This is a genomic window from Runella defluvii (assembly GCF_014195535.1).
GTDB classification, from domain to species: domain Bacteria; phylum Bacteroidota; class Bacteroidia; order Cytophagales; family Spirosomataceae; genus Runella; species Runella defluvii.
On the sequence record NZ_JACIBY010000011.1, the window covers coordinates 62,894 to 84,054 of the forward strand.

General features: G+C 46.3%; 15 protein-coding genes. 7 read left to right on the forward strand and 8 right to left on the reverse strand.

All coding sequences use genetic code 11. From position 1 onward, the window contains the following. Positions 1–5 precede the first annotated feature (5 nt). The 4 genes from FHS57_RS22080 to gcvP all read right to left on the reverse strand — a co-directional run bounded on the left by FHS57_RS22080 (position 6) and on the right by gcvP (position 8,083). The gene (locus FHS57_RS22080) at positions 6–3,380 is read right to left on the reverse strand and encodes a DUF559 domain-containing protein (protein WP_183977469.1); all 3,375 of its coding nucleotides are present in this window, start codon (positions 3,378–3,380) and stop codon (positions 6–8) included. A gap of 147 nt (positions 3,381–3,527) precedes the next feature. Then, on the reverse strand, positions 3,528–3,944 hold the full coding sequence (locus FHS57_RS22085; RefSeq protein ID WP_183977471.1) for a CBS domain-containing protein: 417 nt from the start codon (positions 3,942–3,944) through the stop codon (positions 3,528–3,530). A gap of 109 nt (positions 3,945–4,053) precedes the next feature. Next, positions 4,054–5,013 carry a fasciclin domain-containing protein gene (locus tag FHS57_RS22090; protein WP_229601418.1) on the reverse strand — a complete coding sequence of 320 codons (960 nt, stop codon included), beginning with the start codon at positions 5,011–5,013 and terminating at the stop codon, positions 4,054–4,056. 184 nt (positions 5,014–5,197) lie between these two features. Next, complete coding sequence (gcvP, locus tag FHS57_RS22095; RefSeq protein WP_183977473.1) at positions 5,198–8,083, reverse strand: aminomethyl-transferring glycine dehydrogenase; 2,886 nt, start codon at positions 8,081–8,083, stop codon at positions 5,198–5,200. 174 nt (positions 8,084–8,257) lie between these two features. On the opposite strand from gcvP, the gene FHS57_RS22100 reads away from it, so the two are divergent. Beyond that, positions 8,258–9,937: a GH39 family glycosyl hydrolase gene (locus tag FHS57_RS22100; protein ID WP_183977475.1), complete on the forward strand. Its 1,680-nt coding sequence runs from the start codon at positions 8,258–8,260 to the stop codon at positions 9,935–9,937. Between the two features lie 7 nt (positions 9,938–9,944). Here the strand turns inward: FHS57_RS22100 and FHS57_RS22105 are convergent, their stop codons facing one another. Further along, positions 9,945–10,706 (reverse strand): enoyl-CoA hydratase/isomerase family protein, encoded by a 762-nt coding sequence (locus tag FHS57_RS22105; RefSeq protein WP_183977477.1) that lies wholly within the window; start codon positions 10,704–10,706, stop codon positions 9,945–9,947. A gap of 271 nt (positions 10,707–10,977) precedes the next feature. On the opposite strand from FHS57_RS22105, the gene FHS57_RS22110 reads away from it, so the two are divergent. After that, complete coding sequence (locus FHS57_RS22110) at positions 10,978–11,718, forward strand: glycosyltransferase family 2 protein (protein WP_183977479.1); 741 nt, start codon at positions 10,978–10,980, stop codon at positions 11,716–11,718. Positions 11,719–11,868: 150 nt separating this feature from the next. Here FHS57_RS22110 and FHS57_RS22115 read toward each other — a convergent pair whose 3' ends face one another. The 3 genes from FHS57_RS22115 to polA form a co-directional block, all read right to left on the reverse strand. Beyond that, a complete protein-coding gene (locus FHS57_RS22115; RefSeq protein WP_183977481.1) occupies positions 11,869–12,510 on the reverse strand; it encodes a thioredoxin family protein in 642 nt (213 codons plus the stop codon). Between the two features lie 44 nt (positions 12,511–12,554). Then, entirely contained in the window at positions 12,555–13,040 is a 486-nt protein-coding gene (locus tag FHS57_RS22120; RefSeq protein ID WP_183977483.1) for a TlpA disulfide reductase family protein, read from the reverse strand. A 283-nt stretch (positions 13,041–13,323) separates the two neighbouring features. Then, the gene (gene polA / locus FHS57_RS22125; protein ID WP_183977485.1) at positions 13,324–16,161 is read right to left on the reverse strand and encodes a DNA polymerase I; all 2,838 of its coding nucleotides are present in this window, start codon (positions 16,159–16,161) and stop codon (positions 13,324–13,326) included. Positions 16,162–16,281: 120 nt separating this feature from the next. On the opposite strand from polA, the gene FHS57_RS22130 reads away from it, so the two are divergent. From FHS57_RS22130 to FHS57_RS22150, 5 genes are all read left to right on the forward strand, one after another. Beyond that, on the forward strand, positions 16,282–17,961 hold the full coding sequence (locus tag FHS57_RS22130) for a S41 family peptidase (protein ID WP_183977487.1): 1,680 nt from the start codon (positions 16,282–16,284) through the stop codon (positions 17,959–17,961). Next, entirely contained in the window at positions 17,961–18,509 is a 549-nt protein-coding gene (locus FHS57_RS22135; protein WP_183977489.1) for an acyl-CoA thioesterase, read from the forward strand. The genes FHS57_RS22130 and FHS57_RS22135 overlap by 1 nt, the downstream gene beginning before the upstream one ends. A gap of 44 nt (positions 18,510–18,553) precedes the next feature. Then, on the forward strand, positions 18,554–18,892 hold the full coding sequence (locus FHS57_RS22140; protein WP_183977492.1) for a YbaB/EbfC family nucleoid-associated protein: 339 nt from the start codon (positions 18,554–18,556) through the stop codon (positions 18,890–18,892). Positions 18,893–18,898: 6 nt separating this feature from the next. Then, entirely contained in the window at positions 18,899–19,930 is a 1,032-nt protein-coding gene (locus FHS57_RS22145; protein ID WP_183977494.1) for a glycosyltransferase family 2 protein, read from the forward strand. Between the two features lie 98 nt (positions 19,931–20,028). Continuing rightward, positions 20,029–21,054, forward strand: a complete 1,026-nt coding sequence (locus FHS57_RS22150) for a rod shape-determining protein (protein ID WP_028523756.1) — start codon at positions 20,029–20,031, stop codon at positions 21,052–21,054. The last annotated feature ends 107 nt before the right edge of the window (positions 21,055–21,161 follow it).

Sequence of the window (21,161 nt, forward strand, 5' to 3'; positions counted from 1 at the left end):
CCGTTTTATGGGTTCATTTTCAGCTTCAAAAACTCAGCTGTGTAGTTATTTTCTAGCGCCAACATACTCTCGGGCGTACCCGCAAACGTGATGTAGCCGCCCTTATCGCCCCCTTCAGGCCCCAAATCAATAATCCAATCGGCCGATTTTATCACTTCGACGTTGTGTTCAATGACAATCACCGTATCTCCCTGATTAACCAGCGCATTGATGGATTTTAACAATTTTTGAATATCGTGAAAATGGAGTCCCGTGGTTGGCTCGTCAAAAATAAACAACGAACGCCCTTGATTAGGGTTCGATTTACTCAAGAAGAACGCCAGTTTGACCCGTTGGGCTTCGCCTCCTGATAAGGTATTGGACGATTGTCCCAGCTTGATGTATCCCAGCCCCACATCTTTCAACGGTTGAAGGCGCTCAGCCAATTTAGGCTCTTCTTGCTGGAAGAAATCGATGGCTTCGTCAATCGTCATGTTTAAAATATCCGAAATATCGGCCGAGTTTCCATCGGGGCGTTGATAACGGACATCGAGTACTTCTTGTTTGAAACGCTTTCCGCCGCAGCCTTCACATTTGAGGTAAATATCAGCCATGAACTGCATTTCAATTTTCACTTGACCTTCTCCTTGGCACGTTTCACAGCGCCCGCCTTCGACGTTGAAGGAAAAATGAGAAGGTTTATATCCTCTGGCTTTGGCCAGAGGCACATCGCTCATCATTTGGCGAATGTAATCATAGGCTTTGATGTACGTAACGGGATTAGAACGAGACGATTTCCCGATGGGATTTTGGTCCACCATTTCTAGGTTGTCGATGCGCTCAACGCTTCCCGTCAAATTGGCGTATTTGCCCGCATCTTCGTTGTACTCACCTTTTACGCGAGCCAAGGCGGGGAATAAAATCTTCCGAATCAGTGTCGATTTTCCTGAACCCGACACCCCTGTCACCACCGTAAGCGTTCCCAACGGAAATTTCACGTCCACGTCTTTCAGGTTATTTTCTTTGGCACCCGTCAACTCTAGCCAATGTGTCGCTTTCCGACGGAAGGTGGGGACGGGTACTTGGTCGCGGCCCGTGAGGAAGTCGATGGTGTGGGATACAACCCCACCCCTGCCCCTCCCCTGTGAGGGAGGGGTTGTATTATCCTTTTCATTCCGTGCAAGAACATCTTTTTGCTCTTCTACAACTGAATTAGTGCTTGAAGTACTTAATTCCTCTCTTATTTTGCTTAAAACCTTTTCTATACTCTCAAAAACTTCTTCATTTTGAAAGCGTATCACTTTAAATCCTAATTCTTGAAGGTGTTTTGTACGAATAACATCATACTCTACCTGTTGATTGTGCACTTCACCATCTAATTCGATAATAAGTTGTTTCTCAAGGCAAACAAAATCAACAATATATTTTTCAATGGAATGCTGACGACGAAATTTAACACTTAATTGCTCTTTTCGTAAATACTCCCAGAGTGTCTCCTCTGCCCTCGTTGGATTTTTACGATTTTGACGAACATCCTCTTTTATTGACTTCCATGTTTCAGGAGAACTATGATAAAACGGGCGGCTATAAGAAGGATTATCAGAAAAATCATCCCCCTCCCTAACAGGGGAGGGGTCAGGGGTGGGGTTGAGAATATCCTCCCAGCTCCCCTGCCAAACCACTGCTCCACCCAAATTTCCTGCATCTGGGCCGATGTCGATAATTTGGTCAGCGGCGCGCATGACTTCTTCTTCGTGCTCAACCACAATTACGGTATTGCCCATGTCGCGCAACGACTCCAACACGCTTACCAGCTTTCGGGTATCACGCGGGTGAAGACCAATGCTTGGTTCGTCCAAAATGTACATTGAGCCTACCAAGGCACTCCCCAGCGAAGTCGCCAACTTAATCCGTTGAAATTCTCCCCCTGAAAGTGAATTAGTCAAGCGGTTGAGGGTCAAATAACCCAGCCCCACGCGGTTCATGTATTCCAAACGGTTTTCAATTTCAATCAAAATACGTTTGGCCACGCCGTATTGAAAATCGGGTAGCGTGAGGTTTTGGAAAAATTGTAACACTTCCGAGATGGGCATCAAAACCAAATCAGTAATGGAAGTGCCTTTTATTTTTACGTAACTCGCATCCTGACGCAAACGCGATCCACGGCATTCGGGGCAGTTGGTTCGGCCTCGGTACCGCGACAACATCACACGGTATTGTACTTTATGTGTCTGCGATTCTAAATGCTCGAAAAAGGCCGTTAGACCTTCAAAATAGCTATTTCCCGTCCAGAGTAACGTTTTCTGGTCTTCGGCCAAATCTTTATAGGCGCGGTGAATCGGGAAATCAAAACGAATGCCATGACGCAACAACGGTGCCTGCCATTCGCTCATTTTTTCGGAACGCCAAGGGGCAATTGCTCCCTCAAATACCGAAAGATTTTTATCGGGGATAACCAACTCAGGGTCTAAACCCAGTACTTTTCCAAAGCCTTCGCAGCGTTTGCAAGCTCCGTAAGGGTTATTAAAGCTAAAAAGGTTGACGCTCGGCTCTTCAAATTTTAGCCCATCCAATTCAAACTTATCAGAAAACGAACGTTTTTCTCCACCGACTACTTTTATCCAACACAACCCTTCTCCTTCAAAAAAAGCCGTTTGTACCGAATCCGAAAGACGGAATAGCGTATCTTCGTCCTCGTGCTTAATGGCCGCTCGGTCCACCAAAACAAATAACTCCGCTCCCTCCAAAGCTCCTTCAACGTTGCCTTCTTCCAATAATTCCTCAATCGAACGTGTTTCGTCATTTACTACGATTCGCGTGTAGCCTTTGGAAAGTAGAATGGTTAATTCTTGTTCGAGCGTACGATTTTCTTTGATGATAAGCGGTGCCAAAATCATTGCCCGCGTCCCTTCCTCGTGGCCCATAAGGTAATTGACCACGTCGGTAACGGTGTCTTTGCGAACTACTTCCCCCGAAACAGGCGAGTGAGTGACCCCAATTCGGGCAAAAAGCAATTTCAAATAATCGTAGATTTCGGTGGTCGTCCCTACCGTTGAGCGCGGATTTCGGGTATTGACTTTTTGTTCGATGGCTACCGCAGGCGAAATTCCCTTGATATAATCCACTTCGGGTTTTTCCATTCTTCCCAAAAACTGACGGGCGTAGCTGCTCAAGCTTTCGACGTACATGCGCTGGCCTTCGGCAAAAAGCGTATCAAAGGCCAACGATGATTTGCCCGACCCCGATACGCCCGTTACGACAACGAGTTTGTTTCGTGGAATGGCCACATCAATATTTTTGAGGTTATTGACTCGCGCCCCTTTGATGAGGATAAATTTTTTGGGGTCTAGTCCTTCAAAATCAGAAGAAGATACAGTCGGATTACTTGTCGTTTGATTCATTGGGCTGGTTTGCAAAACTCACAAAAGTAGGGAAAACGGCTCCGATATACTAACAATCGCTGAGGTGAGTTTTGGGGTTATAACAAAAAATCGGAGCAATTTGTCTCTTGACAAACTGCTCCGATTGAAAGAATGTTTTATTGACTGCTAGTATTGTTCCAATAAGTACTTAATGACATCCGTAGTGGTCACAATTCCAGCGAGTTGGCCATTTTCGATAACGGGCAAGGCGTGGTATTCTTCCGAAGCTAGAATCTCTGCTACTTCTTTAATACTCAAAGTTGCCTCTACCGTACGAGGTTTTTGGGTCATTACTTGCGAAATACTCAACATCTCCAAAATGGCTTCGTCGGCGCCTTCTTGGTTTTCAAACAACGAACTGAAAGTCAAACGATTGATGTCGGTACTGCTGATGATTCCCACTACGTCGTGTCCTTCCAACACTGGAACGTGTCGAATGTGATTTTTCTTTACTAAGTCAATAACATCATGCAAATCGTCGGAAACTTGAACAGTGGCTACGTTTTTGGTCATGATGTGCGAAATTGGTTCTCTTCTTTTCATTGGGAGGATTGATTGATTGTGATGAGCAATAGTACCCTCTTTCTGGCAGAACCTTTATGACCAATGCTACCGTTTTACCCTGCTTTTAATCATGTTTCCGAAAAATCGCTTATGGTAGTATCACACGGTCGATGACGTGAATAACGCCGTTGGTAGCAACAACATCAGCCGAAGTAACTGTGGCATTGTTGGTTCCGTTTCCAGCTCCACGCACCTGTACTGTTTCGCCCAAAGTAACCGTTAACGGAGCTTGTCCTGCTGAAGTAACCGTACCTGCTACAAGATTGGTAGAAAATACTCGGCCAACCACCACATGAGAAAGTAACACGTTGGTCAAGGTAGTCAAAGTAGCACCGCTTGCTGCATTGATTGCTTCGATGCTATTGAAAGGAGTAGCTTGGAAGGCCGCATTGGTAGGAGCAAATACGGTGTAGGGTGAGCTACCAGTCAAAACCGCAGTAACTGTTGCACCCACCGTGAGATTTTCTTGAATTACTTTATTAAGCGCCGCTACCAAAAACGTAAAGTTGGTATTTCCTTGCGCCACTTGGAGCAAATTGCCTGCAGGTGGCAACAAAACGCGGTTAATCACATGGATCACTCCATTGTCAGCAGCTACGTCGGCTGCTATCACTTTAGCTCCATTGATAGACACCCCGCTAGTTCCTTTCGTGATGTACGCTTTTCCTCCACTCAACGTAGTCACTTCCGTGTTGCTTGCCGTTGGGAGGTCGGTTGAAAGATTTTTTGTTGCTAAAACGTGGTACTGTAACACCGCTGTCAATGTATTCACATCCAGACTATTGATAGTTGCAAGGTCTAATCCAGACGCCGTAAAAGCTGCATCGTTTGGTGCAAAAACGGTCAAAGTACCTGCCCGCAACGCATCGGCTAGTCCAGCACGGCTCACAGCCGCCCGTAAGATTGTGAAGTCATTGTTTTGAAGAACTACGTCAGTAATGGTGTTGGAAGTAGGTTCATCTTTCTCACAGCTCATTAAGAAGAGGCTGCTTGCTAAAACTGTCAATGCCAGTGAAACTGTTTTGAGTGTTTTCCAATAGATGTTCATAGTTTGAAAAAAGTTTAAAAATGGAATGGGTAGATAATTGTTTAAAAACACCCATATAACTTTTTGTATAAGGCAAATTGTTTAACCTTTTCCAAAAAAAATTAAACAAAAACAAGCACAAACAAAAAAATAGGGCTTTCGAACAAGTCGAAAGCCCTATTTTTCAAGTAGTTGGCAGCTATTCTTACACCTCCGCTTGTGCGTATTCCTCTACAGGAATACAGGCACAAATCAAGTTACGGTCGCCATAAGCCGAATCAATACGGCTTACACTTGGCCAAAACTTATTGAAACGCAAGTGAGGCAATGGGAAAACTGCTTTCTCACGACTGTACGGGCGGTCCCAGTTTTCGGTCAACACAATACGAGCCGTGTGTGGTGCATTTTTCAGTACGTTATTTGCTTTGTCAGCCACACCTTCTTCCACTTCACGGATTTCGGCACGGATACTCAACAATGCGTCGCAGAAACGATCTAATTCCGCTTTTGATTCGGATTCGGTCGGCTCAATCATCAATGTACCTGCCACAGGGAACGACAAGGTTGGTGAGTGGAAACCATAATCCATCAAACGTTTGGCAAGGTCTTCGGCTTCGATACCTACGGCTTTGAAAGGACGGCAATCCACAATCATTTCGTGGGCACAACGTCCATTGCTTCCCGTGTATAAAATCTCAAATTGCCCTTCACCCGATAAGCGTTGCTTGATGTAGTTGGCGTTTGTAATGGCCATTTTGGTCGCATTCGTCAACCCTTCACCTCCCATCATGGCGATGTAAGCGTGCGAGATGGTCAGAATGCTTGCCGAGCCATAAGGTGCTGCTGAGACTGCTCCATAAACCCCTTCCTTGACCTCGGTCAGGTTAACGTGCCCTGGCAAGTGCGGCACTAAGTGGGCTGCTACGCCAATAGGCCCCATCCCTGGGCCACCACCACCGTGAGGGATACAGAATGTTTTGTGTAAGTTGAGGTGGCAAACATCAGCCCCGATAGTCGCAGGACTCGTAAGTCCTACTTGGGCGTTCATGTTTGCACCATCCATATACACTTGTCCACCATGACTGTGAATAAGTGAACAAATATCAATAATACTTTCTTCAAACACCCCGTGGGTTGACGGATACGTCACCATCAAACACGAAAGTTCGTTGCTGTATTGTTCCGCTTTTGCTTTCAAGTCTTCAACGTCAATGTTTCCGCGCTCGTCGCACTTCGTCACGACTACCTTCATCCCAGCCATTACTGCCGAGGCTGGATTGGTACCATGCGCCGACGACGGAATCAAGGCCACGTTGCGGTGACTTTCTCCGCGCGCTTCGTGATAGGCACGAATCGTCAACAGACCAGCGTATTCACCTTGTGCTCCTGAGTTTGGCTGAAGCGACATGGCGGCAAAACCTGTAATTTCGCAAAGCCAATCATTTAAGTGCTTGAACAACAACTGGTACCCTTCCGTTTGGAAAGTAGGAGCAAATGGGTGCATTTTGCCAAACTCTGGCCAAGTCACTGGAATCATCTCGGCCGTAGCGTTGAGTTTCATCGTACAGCTTCCCAAGGAAATCATCGAGTGAACCAACGATAAATCTTTGTTTTCCAACGACTTCAAGTAGCGAAGCATGTCATGCTCTGTATGATAGTTGTTGAAAACAGGATGCGTCAAATACGCCGATTCACGCGCTAAGTTGGCAGGTAACGATACTTCTACTTCGTCAGGAATGCTCATTTCGATACCTTCACCCGACGCAGTTGCAAACAAATCCAACAATTCAATCAAGTTGGCAAATGTTTTCGCTTCATCAAACGATACTCCTACCGAACCATTGGCATTGTGACGCAAATTGATACCGCGCTTACGAGACTCTTCTTCCAGCTGTTGCGCATTACGAACATTGACCGTCACCGTATCGAAGTAATTTTGCGTCGCTACTTCGTAACCCATTTCTGAAATAGCATCTGCAAATGCTTTCGTTAAGCCTTGGATTTTTGAAGCAATGCTTTTTAAACCTTCTGGCCCGTGATAAACTGCATAAGCAGCAGCCATCACCGAAAGCAATACTTGGGCAGTACAGATATTTGAGGTAGCTTTTTCGCGACGAATGTGCTGCTCACGCGTTTGAAGTGCCATACGCAAGGCACGGTTTCCTTCGGTATCTACCGACACCCCAATGATACGTCCAGGAATCTGACGTTTGTAAGCATCTTTAGTGGCAAAAAACGCCGCGTGTGGCCCGCCGTATCCCATTGGAACGCCAAAACGTTGTGCCGAACCGACTACTACGTCTGCTCCCATTTCACCTGGAGCTTTCAACAACGTAAGGCTCAACAAATCAGCAGCGACTGCCACAAAAACGTTCAGTTCGTGGGCAGCGGCAATAAAATCAGTATAATCAATGACCTCTCCGTCGGTGGCTGGGTATTGTACCAACACCCCAAAGATAGCAGGGTCGGTCAAGTCAACTTTAAAGTGATCGCCCACTACGACGTTGATATCCAACGGAGTAGCACGGGTATAAATCAAATCAATGGTTTGTGGGTGGCAACGCTCCGACACAAAAAACGTCTCTGCTTTCTTTTTGGCTCCTGTACGCAAGCTATGAAGCATCGTCATTGCTTCGGCAGCAGCCGTTGCTTCGTCCAAAAGCGAAGCATTCGCAATCTCCATTCCCGTCAAATCAATCACCGCTGTTTGGAAGTTGAGCAGCATCTCCAAGCGTCCCTGCGCAATCTCTGCCTGATACGGCGTGTAAGCCGTGTACCATGCAGGATTCTCCAAAATGTTACGCAAAATCACGTTGGGAACAATCGTATCGTAGTAACCCGTACCGATGTATGACTGGTAAATGCGATTGAGGCGGGCGACTTTTTTCAAGTCGTTGAGGTACTCAAACTCCGATTTGGGAGCGGGCAACTCTAGCGGTCTTGCTAAACGAATAGCAGCAGGAACGGTTTGCTCAATCAACTCATCGACAGTGCTTACTCCGATGGTCTTTAGCATTTCTTGTAACTCTTCGGGACGTTGGCCGTGGTGACGGCGCTCAAAGGATTCTTGTTGGTGAAGACTGATTTTCATCCGATTTATCAGAGCGGTCTATTGTGTGTAAGATTTCGCAAAATTAGTCAAAAAAAAGGGTCTTTGTTGCGCCCTTTTCTTGGAAAAACAAAAACTGAAGGGTAAAGTTTGCGTTTTTGGGCTTATTACATAAAAATTCAAAATTCTCTTTCGTAAAGCCCCGTGCACCCGTCGATGAAGAATATTTTTCACATTACTGCTACTATTCTCGTTTTATACTGCCGAGTGGCCTTTTCTCAAAATGCTACTTTGCAAATCGACCTTAACAAAGAAATTGGCCCCATGCACCCTGCGTGGGCGTGGTTTGGGTACGACGAGCCAAATTATACCTACATGAAAGACGGCAAAAAACTGCTGTCCGAACTTTCGGCACTTAGCCCCGTACCTGTTTACGTTCGTGCCCACAACCTACTAACCACAGGCGACGGCACTCCCGCGCTCAAGTGGGGTTCTACCAATGCTTACACCGAAGATGCCCAAGGAAACCCTGTCTATGACTGGACGATTGTGGACAAAATCTTTGACACGTACGTCGAACGGGGGATGAAACCAATGGCTCAAATTGGATTCATGCCAGAAGCGCTTTCAACCAAACCCCAGCCTTATCGCCACCAATGGGCGCCTGGTCAGCACTATACTTCGATTTACACAGGTTGGACGCACCCTCCTAAAGATTACGCCAAATGGGCCGAATTGGTCTATCAGTGGGTAAAACATTCGGTAGAACGTTACGGCAAAAAAGAAGTAGAGAGCTGGTATTGGGAGTTATGGAACGAACCCGATAGCCCTTACTGGGGCGGCACAGTGCAGGAATATTGCAAGTTGTACGATTATTCAGTTGATGCTGTTCGGCGCGCATTGCCAACGGCCAAAATCGGCGGCCCTCACGTCACGGGCCCTGCTGGACGCCGTGGTGGTGATTTTCTGAAAAAATTCCTCAAACACTGTGTTTCTGATACCAATTACGTAACAGGTAAAATTGGCACTCCCCTTGATTTTATTGCGTTTCATGCCAAAGGAGCGCCTAAACTCGTCAACGGGCACGTACAAATGAACATGGGAACGCAGCTGCGCGATATTTCGACGGGTTTCCAGATAGTCGCGTCTTTTCCCGAATTAAAGCACTTGCCCATCGTCATCGGAGAGTCTGACCCCGAAGGCTGTGCGGCCTGTGGCATGAAAACCGACCCGCAAAACGCCTACCGCAATGGCACGATGTACTCAAGCTACACCGCCGCGTCGTTTGCCCGAAAATACGCCTTGGCCGACCTCCATCAGGTCAATTTCAAAGGCGCTGTATCGTGGTCATTTGAGTTTGAAGACCAACCTTGGTTTTATGGATTTCGTGATTTGGCCACCAACGGCGTGGACAAACCCGTACTGAACGTATTTCGGATGTTTGGTAAAATGAGCGGTCAACGCGTAGAGGTCAAAGGCAACCTAATGTATCCTGCCTTGACAGTTCGGGATTCGAGCGTACGAAAAACAACCCCCGACGTGGGTGGATTGGCCGCCAGAGACCAACGAAAAGCTGCCGTACTTTTTTGGAATTACCACGACGACGATGTCTCTGCCGCCACCTCTTCGGTGCAGTTAACGCTTGACCATCTTCCTGCCAAAAAGGTTAAAATCACCCACTACCGCATCGACAGCCAACACAGCAACAGCTACGAAGTCTGGAAAAAAATGGGTTCTCCTGCCAATCCAACTCCCGAACAAATCAAGGAACTGGAGAAAGCGGGGCAGTTAGCGAAGCTAGGCACACCTCAAACCCAAACCGTTCAAAATAATCAGCTGATTATTACCACTTCCTTGGAGCGTCAAGGAGTGGGGTTGGTGACGTTGGAGTGGTAAATTGGGACTACTTATTCTTCTCAAAATTCCTCAAAAACTCCTCGCGGTCAGTGATTTTAAAATCGGCTTGCCATTCGTATTCTAAGCCTCGGTGAAGGCCGTGCTGCGCACCAAAATAATACATATTTTTCATGGCGGCGATGGTCTGCGCCGAGTTGCCTTTTATTTTTTCAACTACCTGGTTTACTGTCGATTCTAACTCTGCCAAAGGTACTGACTTATTTACCAACCCTATCCGGTCCGCCTCTTTGCCCGACACGGGTTGGGCCGTAAACGAAAGTTCCATCGCTTTCATCAGTCCTACTTTTTGTTGCAGACGCTGAGTCATTCCCCATTTGGGCGCAATTCCCCACTTGGTGTGCGTGTCCCCGATTTGGGCTTCGTCGGCCGCATACACTAAGTCAAAGGCAAGCATCAATTCGGTAGCGCCCGTGTAACAGTAGCCATTGACTTGGGCAATTGTTACTTGTGGCATTGCCTGTAAGGTCAGAATAAAAGCTGCGCCCATTTCCATTACTTCAAAGTTAGAAAAGTGCCCGCCTTCAATGCTTTCATTCAACGCTTTCAGGTCAACCCCTGCCGACCATGCCCGTCCAGCCCCCGTAACGACAAACACCTTAATAGATTCGTCCAACGACACTTTCCGCGCTACATCTGCCAATTCAGCGATGAGATTGGGGCTGAGGGCGTTCAACACCGACGGACGATTGAGGGTTACTTTGGCCACTCCTGCTTCTTGCGAAAAGAGAATATCTTGGTACGTTTTCATATTTTTCTCGATTAATCTTTCTTAAATATCTGCATTTCTAACCGTAAAACGCTCATTTGCTGGCACATTTTTAGCTAGATTATTTACGGAGTAAAACAATTTCGTCGCTTAAAATCGTTTCTAAAATTGGAGAATCAGCCCTCCGAGACATTTTAATCGTAACTTTGCGGCCTTATTTACTCCAAACCTATGAGGTTTGCTAAGAAACGACACTGGTAAACCTCATAGGTTTCATACAAAAGAGCTATAGAACTGAAAACAGATTTCTTTAATGTATAAAGGAAAAAAAGTAATCATCGTCATGCCCGCTTACAAAGCGTCGCTAACGTTAGAGAAAACCTACCGAGAAATCCCGTTTGACTTGGTAGATGATATTATTTTGGTCGATGATGCTAGTCCAGACAACACCGTCGAAGTAGCCGAGCGACTGGGCATCAAACATGTCATTCGCCACGATAAAAACAAAGGCTATGGCGGCAATCAAAAAACGTGCTACACCAAAGCCCTCGAACTGGGCGGCGACATTGTCATCATGCTTCACCCTGATTATCAATACACTCCACTGTTATTAACGGCCATGATTTCCATCATTGGTAATGGGTTGTATCAGGTCGTGTTTGGCTCACGTATCTTAGGAAAAGGCGCTCTCAAAGGCGGAATGCCTATGTACAAATACATCGCCAACCGCATTTTGACGTTGACTCAAAACATTTTGATGAACCAAAAACTCTCCGAATACCACACGGGCTACCGCGCGTTTTCGGGGGAAGTTTTGCGGAGCGTTCCTTTTCAGAAATGCAATGACGACTTTGTTTTTGACAACGAAATGATTGCCCAAATTTTCTGGAAAGGCTACGAAATTGGCGAAGTAACCTGTCCTACCAAATACTTTGAAGAAGCGTCATCAATCAATTTCCAACGAAGCATGAAATACGGCTTTGGCGTTTTGGGAGTATCAAGCCGCTACTTTTTGGCAAAAATTGGACTATGGAAATGGAATTTGCTAGATTAAGCGAGAACGGATGACGAATTAGGAGTGTCTCTGGTTGCTCACAACCAGAGAAATTTGCGACCGCGTTTTTTCCTGAAAAACAAAAAAGGGCAGCTTGGGGCTGTCCTTTTTGTTCACTGTCGACTGTAAAATATAGACTACCAATTGTTTTTAAGCGTCTTTCCAACCAATCGCACATCCTACGGCTTTGGTTTGGGTCACTACGACGGGTTTACCCGCCAAAATGTTGTTGACTGCATCTTCCACGTAGCGTTTGGTGACGCCTGCGGGGTCTTGGTAATTATCATCTATGGTTCCAATGTATTGTACCGTGAATTTAGCATTTTCATTTCGTAAAACAAAAACATGCGGCGTACGCGTTGCGCCAAAAGCTTTGGCCACGGCTTGCGTTGCATCTTGTAAATAAGGGAAAGTATAGCCTTTCTCCGTCGCTCGCTTCTTCATATTGTCCATCGACTCGTCTTCGTAATCGGAAGCATCGTTGGAGTTAATTGCCACAACGGGAAAATTGAGCGCCCCGTATTTTTTATCCAAAGCAATGATGCGCTCTTCGTAGGCTTTGGCAAAAGGACAGTGGTTGCAGGTGAACACCACAATCACGCCTTTTTTGTCTTTGTAATCCGACAAATTTACGGTTCCTCCTTTGGCATTTTGAAGCTTAAACTCAGCTACCGACCCGCCGATTGGATACCCCACCGAAGAAGCCTGCGCGCGTTGCTGCTGAAACAACAACGTCGTTGCGATACTCACTGTCAACGCTGCGAATAATGTCGCCCAAAACTTATTTTTCATGGTCGTTGGTATGTTTGCCATTCTGACGAAATCAAGTTAAAAAGTCACAGAAAATCAGAGAGTTCCTTTTGCAAACGGAGGGCGTCAATTTTTTGTTCAAAAAACACTTTTTTTCCCTTGGCATTGTTGAAAATCAGGGTGGCAGGAATGGCACCTGACCACTCTTTACTCACCTTCTCAATCCAGCTATTAGCGTCGGGTTCATTGAGCAACCACACGTGCGATGTTAGCTTTCGTTCGGTCACAAAAGGAACGACTCTCGTTGTCAATTCTCTAGCAAAATCCATGCTAACTAAAATCACTTTGAGCTTCTGATTCAGGTATTTTTGCTGGGTTTGTTCAAAATATGGCAATTCTGTCACACAAGGCTTGCACCAAGTCGCCCAGAAGTTCAATACATAGGTAGTATCGCTTTTTTGAGCAAAAAGACTATCCATCGCCGCCCATTTTACCATCGATACTTGCTGCGCTTGCCCCACCGTTTGTATCATCACCAACAACATACCCACTATCCAGCCTTTTGCATTCATTCTTACAAAATTAAAATTCTACTGCTGAATACATCGGGTTGTGAGCAACCCTCTTCACAATGCTCAATACGTCGGGTTGTGAGCAACCCTTTCCACAGCACTCAATACGTCGGGGTTGTGAGCAACCCTCTTCACAATACTCAATACATCGGGTTGTGAGCAACCCTTTCCACAACACTCAATACGTCGGGTTGTGAGCAACCCTCTTCACAATGCTCAGCAACCCTCTTCACGATGCCAAAGTAAGTACGCGATTTTTTCCCACATTTACAAACTGACTTCTCTAGTGCGCTTCCAGCCAATTAAGCCCCTTTCCAATCCCCGTTTCCATTTTTACGGGCAGCGGAATGGCATTCACCATCAACTCATTTACGTGGTGGCTCAACAATTCGATTTCATCACGGTGCGCGTCAAACACCAATTCGTCATGTACCTGCAAAAGCATACGTGACTGTAGTTTTTCGCGTTTCAGAAAATCGTGGATGTTGATCATCGCTATCTTAATCATATCCGCCGCAGAGCCTTGAATCGGCGCGTTGATGGCGTTTCGTTCGGCAAAACCACGCGTCGTTTGGTTTTGAGAATCAATATCGGCCAAATAACGCCGACGTCCCAAAATTGTTTCAACGTACTTTTGTTCACGGGCTTTGTTAATCACCATGTCCATGTAGCTTTTTACGGCAGGAAATTCTTGGAAATAGGCTTTAATGATTTCACTTGCTTCTCCCCGCGCAATCCCCAAGCGTTGGGCTAAACCAAAGGCCGAAATGCCATAAATGATACCAAAATTGACCATTTTGGCTTTTCGGCGCATGTCCGACGTTACTTCTTCGAGGGCTACGTTAAATACTTTACTGGCCGTACTGGCGTGAATATCAATGCCTTTATTGAAGGCTTCGAGCATGGTGGCATCTTGACTAAAAGCGGCCATGATGCGAAGTTCGATTTGGGAGTAGTCGGCCGACAAAATCACGTAGTCTTCGTTTCTAGGAATAAACGCTTTCCGAATCTCTCGTCCACGAGGCGTACGAATCGGGATGTTCTGAAGGTTAGGATTGGTACTGCTCAAACGCCCCGTCGCTGCCACTGCCTGATTAAACGACGTGTGTATTCGACCCGTCGAAGGGTTGATAAGCTGCGGCAACGCATCCACGTAAGTCGATTTTAGTTTCTGCAACTCGCGGTAATCCAAAATCTTACGCGCAATTTCGTGTTCCGATTCCAAATCCGACAAAATATCTTCTCCCGTAGCGTATTGTCCAGTCGCTGTTTTCTTGGGGTTTTTGACCAACTTCATTTTTTCAAACAAAATCACCCCCAGTTGTTTCGGAGAACCAATATTAAATTCCTCTCCCGCCAGCCCAAAAATCTCTTGCTCCACTTGCTTCATGTCGATTTCCAACACCCCCGACATTTCGGATAAAACGTTGGTATCAACCCTTATCCCTTCACGTTCCATGGCGGCCAAAACGGGCACCAACGGCACTTCTACGCCCTTGAAGAGTTTCTCGGCTTGGTTTTCGACCAAAAGTGGTTGCAATTTATGCTTGAGTTGGAGGGTAATATCGGCATCTTCGGCGGCGTATTCCACCACTTTTTCGATGGCTACATCCCGCATGGTCAATTGTTTAGGGCCTTTTTTACCAATAAGCGCCTCAATCGCCACGGGTTCGTAGTTAAGATAGGCATTGGCTAACGCATCCATGTTATGACGCTTGTCGGGTTCAATAAGATAATGCGCCAACATGGTATCGTACAACGGCCCGCGCACCTCTACTCCGTAATTTTGCAGAATCAACATGTCGTATTTGAGGTTCTGCGCTATCTTTTCAATCTTTTCATTTTCAAGCACTTCTCGGAAATCTTCCACAATAGCTTGCGCTTCGGCACGGTCGGCTGGCACGGGTACGTAAAATGCCTCGCCGTCGCGGTAAGCAAACGCCAACCCGACCAATTCGGCATCAATGGCATCCACTGAGGTAGTTTCGGTATCAAAACAGAAAGATTCTTGCAAACTCAAATACTGCGCCAACGATTGACGAAGCTCGGGGGTATTCACCAAATGATAGCGGTGAGCCGTGGTAGCCACTGTGCGGCGCTCATTGCTCGTTGCTGGTTCGGCACTTACACCTGTCGAAGTCACTTCGCTTGGTTTACTCACCGAAGGAACTGCCGTTGGCGCTTCGCCAAACAGGTTCAATTGGCCCGTTTTATTGGCAGCGGGAATAGCCACGGGTGCTTCTGTTTCACCCAAAAGGCGTTTTTTAAGGGTTTTAAACTCCAATTCATCCAACAGCGATGACAATAGCTCACGGTTGGGCTCGCACATGCGCAAATCTTCCTCTTCAAAGGCAATCGGCACGTTAATATCAATCGTCGCCAATTGTTTTGACAACACTGCTAAGTCTTTTCCTTCAATGACTTTCTCTTTGAGTTTGCCTGCGAGCTTATCCGTGTTCACAATCAGGTTTTCGACCGATCCAAACTCTGCAACGAGTTTTTGAGCCGTTTTTTCCCCGACCCCAGGAATCCCAGGAATGTTATCGGACGCATCTCCTTGCAACCCCAACATATCCACCACTTGACTAATGTCGCTGATTCCCCAGCGCTCGCACACCTCTTTTGGCCCCATAATCTCCACGCCTTTGCCCGATATAGCTGGTTTGTAAAGATAAACGTGCTCTTCCACCAACTGCCCGTAGTCTTTGTCGGGGGTCATCATAAACACTTCAAACCCTTCGCGGGCTGCTTTTTTAGCGAGCGTCCCTACCACGTCGTCGGCTTCGTAGCCTTCCATTTCCAAGATAGGAATACACATTGCCTTGAGTAGCTGTTTTACGTACGGAACCGCCGTTGTGATGTCTTCGGGTTGTTCTTGGCGCTGTGCTTTGTACGCCTCAAACTGCACATGCCGAAAAGTAGGCTTTGGTGTATCAAAAGCCACCCCAAGGTGGGTCGGTTTTTCGTCTTTTAATACTTCCAATAAGGTATTGGCAAAGCCAAAAATAGCACTGGTATTTAACCCTTTAGAAGAAATTCGAGGATTTTTAACAAACGCAAAGTGAGCACGGTAAATCAGGGCAAAAGCGTCTAAGAGAAATAATTTTTTTTCGGGTTTCATGGGGTGTTTGAATGTATATTAGCTACAAATAACGCAAAGTTTGGAGAGATTTTTGAAGTTTGTAAACTACCTTTTGCCTTTGTTCGTTACTTTAGGTGTTTTTTAAGATAAAATAAGCAAATGGAAAATCCCATACAAAACGACCGTTGGACAGTTCGTTTACCCATTTTATTGAGTGTTACCCTTGCCGCAGGCATGTTGTTAGGTGCTACTTTTTTTGGTGGCAGCAAGGGAATTGCTGATGTAGCCCGAGGACATACCAAGTTCAAGGAAGTACTACAACTCATTGATAATAACTACGTTGACACCGTCAACACCGATGAGTTGGTGGATTATTCCATCACCAAAATGCTCGAAAAACTCGACCCTCATACCTATTATTTTAACCCCAAAGATGCCATAGCTGCGCGCTCACAACTCGAAAGTGGTTTTGATGGCATCGGTATTGAGTTTAACCTCTACAAAGATACCGTTTACGTAGTGACACCTCTGGTCGGGGGGCCGTCGGAAGCTGCTGGTATTCAGAGCGGGGACAAAATTTTAAAGGTAAATAGCGATATTTTTACGGGTAAAAAAGTGGATAATGCCTTCATTTTTTCCAAACTCCGCGGGCCGCGCGGTAGCGAGGTTAAAATCGAAATTTTGCGCCGTGGCGTACCCAAACCCCTGTCGTTCTTGCTTCGCCGCGACCGCATTCCTACCTTCTCGGTCGATGCCGCTTATATGATGGACAAAGAAGTGGGCTACGTCAAAGTTACTCGTTTCTCCGAATCGACCTACGATGAGTTTAAAAACGCCGTGAGTTCGCTTAAAACCCAAGGCATGAAAAAACTCATGCTCGACCTCCGTGGTAACCCTGGCGGATACATGGACAGAGCCACCAACATGGTGGACGAATTGTTGGCGGGGGATAAATTGATTGTTTACACCGACGGCAAAGACGACCGCTACGACCGCCAAACCCGCGCCAAAAATGCAGGAATGTTTGAAAACGGCAGCGTGGTTGTTCTCATCGACGAAAGCAGTGCTTCGGCCTCTGAAATTGTGGCAGGCGCACTCCAAGACCACGACCGCGCGCTCATCGTCGGACGCCGTTCGTTCGGAAAAGGCTTAGTGCAAATGCCAGTCAATCTTTCAGACGGCTCTGAATTACGTCTGACGATTTCGCGCTACTACACCCCGAGCGGCCGTAGCATCCAAAAACCGTACAAAATGGGTGACTTGGAAGGCTACGAAAAAGACATCAAAAATCGGTTCGAACACGGTGAGTTGTTTGTTTCTGACAGCATCAAAAATAATCCTAAACTTCAGTACCGTACCGACGCTGGACGCATTGTGTACGGTGGCGGTGGCATTACGCCCGACGTATTTGTACCGCGCGATACCAGCATGATGTCGCCGTATTTGTACGAGTTGTTTGCCAAAAATACCGTACGCGACTACGCCCTCAACTACGTCAACCAAAATCGCAAACAGTTTGAAAAACAAACTTTTGCCGAGTTTTTGAAAAGCTATAATGTCACCGATGCTGATTTGAACGGCGTGGTTAAAAACGCGACCGCTGATAACATCAAGTTCAACGAAAAAGAGTTTAGCCGTTCTAAGCCTTACATCCGTACGTACCTCAAGGCGCTTATTGCCCGTTATGCTTATCAAAAACGCGACAAAGGGGGCCTCAACAACGAATTCTACCAAGTCATGTCCAACACGGACGAAGGCATTCGCAAAGCGGCAACCCTTTTTGACGAAGCCGAAAAATTGGCCAAAGGAAACGTAAGCTTAAAAGACGCCAAAAAATAATGACGCCCAAATCAGTCGCAAGCTCGCAAACAACCATTACGGAGTTGATGATTCCGTCGTACGCCAATTTTGGAGGCAAAATCCACGGAGGTATTTTGCTTTCGCTCATGGACAAAGTCGCTTATGCCTGTGCGTCTAAGCACGCGGGGACTTATGTGGTGACGGTATCGGTGGACGGGGTCAATTTTCTCCAAGCCATTGAAGTCGGCGAACTGGTTTCGTTGCACGCCTCAGTCAACTACGTGGGGCGTAGTTCGATGGTCATCGGGATTCGGGTTATTGCCGAAAACGTACGCTCAGGCACCCAAAAACATACCAATACCTCGTATTTTACGATGGTGGCCAAAGACGATGACGGCAAACCTACAGCAGTTCCGCCGTTGTTGTTGGACTCCAAAGAAGACATTCGACGGTTTTTGGAAGCCATCAAACGCCGCGAATTAAAAAACCTCTACGCCGACGAGTTTGACAACGAAAAAACGCGCTTGAGTGTGGAAGAAAACCTTCATTTGTTGGAAAAAGAACGTTGCGTTATCGCCCAAAGGTAAACCGACATTGTGTATCTTTGCGCACTTAAAAATCAGAAAAAACTATGTTTGGAGATATGATGGGAATGCTTGGAAAGGTAAAAGAATTCCAAGCCAAAATGAAAGAAGCCCAAGAAAGCCTTGGCCAATTGAGTGAGTCGGCAGAAGCAGGTGCGGGTATGGTGAAAGTCACCGTAAATGGCCGCAAACAAATCACTAACTTGACGATTGACCCCGATTTGATGAAACCTGAAGACGCCGAAGTCGTACAAGACCTCATCATTGCGGCGGTCAATCGGGCGATGGAAAACATCGAAGAAAAAATCAAAGTCCGTATCCAAGAATCGACCGAAGGCGTTTTGCCCAACATTCCAGGGTTGGACTTGAGTAAATTCATGAAATAATACGCAATGGATAAAATCGCCATTGTTATTTTGAACTACAACGGGAGAAACTTTCTAGAAAAGTTTCTCCCGTCTGTTATTGCGCATTCAGAATCGTATCCAATTTACGTAGCCGACAGTGCCTCGAAAGACGATTCGGTGGCTTGGACGCGCGCGCACTATCCCAGCGTTCGGTTGATAGAACTTCCGCAAAACCGAGGCTATGCGGGTGGCTATAATGCTGCTTTGGGCCAAATTGAGGCCGAATATTACGTTTTGCTCAATTCTGACGTCGAAGTTACCGCCAACTGGCTCGCTCCAATGGTGCAGTTTTTGGACACTCATCCCAACGTGGGCGCGTGCCAACCCAAATTGCTGGCGTACCACGATAAAACGCAGTTTGAATACGCAGGAGCTGCGGGTGGATTTATGGATTGGCTAGGTTTTCCTTACTGCCGTGGGCGAATATTTGACCATTGCGAAACCGACAAAGGCCAGTACGATACCCCAATGCCCATTTTTTGGGCGTCGGGGGCATGTTTGTTTATTCGGGGGCATTTATTCCACGAACTCGGCGGCTTCGACGAGGACTTTTTTGCCCACATGGAAGAAATCGACCTCTGTTGGCGCTTACACACGGGCGGTCACGAAATTTATTGTCTTCCTCAATCGACGGTTTATCACGTAGGTGGCGGCACGTTACCGCCCTCCAACCCCTTCAAAACCTATCTCAACTACCGCAATAGCCTTGCGATGCTCTACAAAAACTTGCCTTCTAAAAATCGCTTTGGCATTATTTTTTGGAGATTGGTAGTGGATGGAATTTCAGCCATTCGATTTATACCAAAAGGTGAGTGGGCAAACATTTGGGCTATCATTCGGGCTCATTTTGCGTTTTATGGGTGGATTGGGCGCAATTTATCGCAGAAGCGAGAAAAAATTATTCGAGAAATCGGACAGCCAAAAGAGGCTCATTCCCTGCCTATTGCGCCCAAGAGTGTGATTTGGGGCTATTTTGTCAAAGGTCAGAAAACGTTCGACTCATTTTCAAGACCTTAATCAAAAAAATTACTTGTTTTATATTCTGTCAAAAAGCCGATAAAATCCTTTAATTTTGCGGCTTATAAAACTTTAGTCACTCTGCGAAAGCAAACAATATGGCATTATTTGATTTTTTAACGAGCGAGATTGCAATTGACTTAGGAACGGCCAATACCCTGATTATCCATAAGGATAAAATTGTGGTGGATGAGCCTTCCATCATTGCTTTGGACAAGAACAACGGGAAGGTGCTGGCGATTGGTCACAAAGCGATGCAGATGCACGAAAAAACCAACGAAAATATAAAAACCATCCGCCCGTTAAAAGACGGTGTAATTGCCGACTTTACCGCCGCGGAATTGATGATTAGAGGGATGATTAAGATGATTGCTCCAAACAATCGCTTCTTTACGCCTTCGCATCGAATGGTTATTTGTATTCCTTCGGGTATCACCGAAGTAGAAAAACGGGCCGTAAAAGATTCGGCCGAACACGCAGGTGCTAAAGAGGTATATATGGTGCATGAACCTATTGCAGCTTCTATTGGTATCGGTATCGACATCACACAACCCAACGGTACCATGATTGTCGATATTGGTGGTGGAACGACCGAAATCGCCGTGATTGCCCTTTCGGGTATTGTGTGCGAGCAATCGATTCGTATTGCGGGTGATGTTTTCACCAAAGACATCGTGGATTACATGCGCCGCGAGCACAACCTTCTCATCGGAGAGCGTTCGGCAGAGCAAATCAAAATCGAAGTAGGTTCGGCCTTGCCAGAATTAGACAGCCCTCCAGCTGACTTCGAGATTCGTGGACGTGACCTTATGACGGGTATTCCAAAAGAAATCAAAGTAACCTACAGCGAAATTGCTTACGCCCTCGACAAGTCGATTTCTAAAATCGAAGAAGCGGTGATGAAAGCCCTTGAAATTTCGCCGCCAGAACTTTCTGCCGATATTTATACCAACGGTATTCACCTCACGGGGGGTGGAGCATTATTGCATGGTTTGGACAAACGCCTTGCGGCCAAAACCAAACTTCCTATTCACGTTGCCGATGACCCACTCAAGGCCGTTGTAAAAGGAACAGGTGAAATCCTGAAAAATTTAGAATTGTATAAATCGGTATTGATTCAGTAATTATTCGGATGGTTTATAGTCGATAGTCCATAGTCAATGGTCGATAGTCCACGGTATGCTTACTATGGACTATGGACTGTGGACTGTGGACCACCGCCCATGGACTA

Coding starts and splice junctions, on each gene's coding strand:
- FHS57_RS22080 (WP_183977469.1), bottom strand. CDS start 3,380: ATGAATCAAACGACAAGTAATCCGACTGTATCTTCTTCTGATTTTGAA.
- FHS57_RS22085 (WP_183977471.1), bottom strand. CDS start 3,944: ATGAAAAGAAGAGAACCAATTTCGCACATCATGACCAAAAACGTAGCC.
- FHS57_RS22090 (WP_229601418.1), bottom strand. CDS start 5,013: ATGAACATCTATTGGAAAACACTCAAAACAGTTTCACTGGCATTGACA.
- gcvP (WP_183977473.1), bottom strand. CDS start 8,083: ATGAAAATCAGTCTTCACCAACAAGAATCCTTTGAGCGCCGTCACCAC.
- FHS57_RS22100 (WP_183977475.1), top strand. CDS start 8,258: ATGAAGAATATTTTTCACATTACTGCTACTATTCTCGTTTTATACTGC.
- FHS57_RS22105 (WP_183977477.1), bottom strand. CDS start 10,706: ATGAAAACGTACCAAGATATTCTCTTTTCGCAAGAAGCAGGAGTGGCC.
- FHS57_RS22110 (WP_183977479.1), top strand. CDS start 10,978: ATGTATAAAGGAAAAAAAGTAATCATCGTCATGCCCGCTTACAAAGCG.
- FHS57_RS22115 (WP_183977481.1), bottom strand. CDS start 12,510: ATGAAAAATAAGTTTTGGGCGACATTATTCGCAGCGTTGACAGTGAGT.
- FHS57_RS22120 (WP_183977483.1), bottom strand. CDS start 13,040: ATGAATGCAAAAGGCTGGATAGTGGGTATGTTGTTGGTGATGATACAA.
- polA (WP_183977485.1), bottom strand. CDS start 16,161: ATGAAACCCGAAAAAAAATTATTTCTCTTAGACGCTTTTGCCCTGATT.
- FHS57_RS22130 (WP_183977487.1), top strand. CDS start 16,282: ATGGAAAATCCCATACAAAACGACCGTTGGACAGTTCGTTTACCCATT.
- FHS57_RS22135 (WP_183977489.1), top strand. CDS start 17,961: ATGACGCCCAAATCAGTCGCAAGCTCGCAAACAACCATTACGGAGTTG.
- FHS57_RS22140 (WP_183977492.1), top strand. CDS start 18,554: ATGTTTGGAGATATGATGGGAATGCTTGGAAAGGTAAAAGAATTCCAA.
- FHS57_RS22145 (WP_183977494.1), top strand. CDS start 18,899: ATGGATAAAATCGCCATTGTTATTTTGAACTACAACGGGAGAAACTTT.
- FHS57_RS22150 (WP_028523756.1), top strand. CDS start 20,029: ATGGCATTATTTGATTTTTTAACGAGCGAGATTGCAATTGACTTAGGA.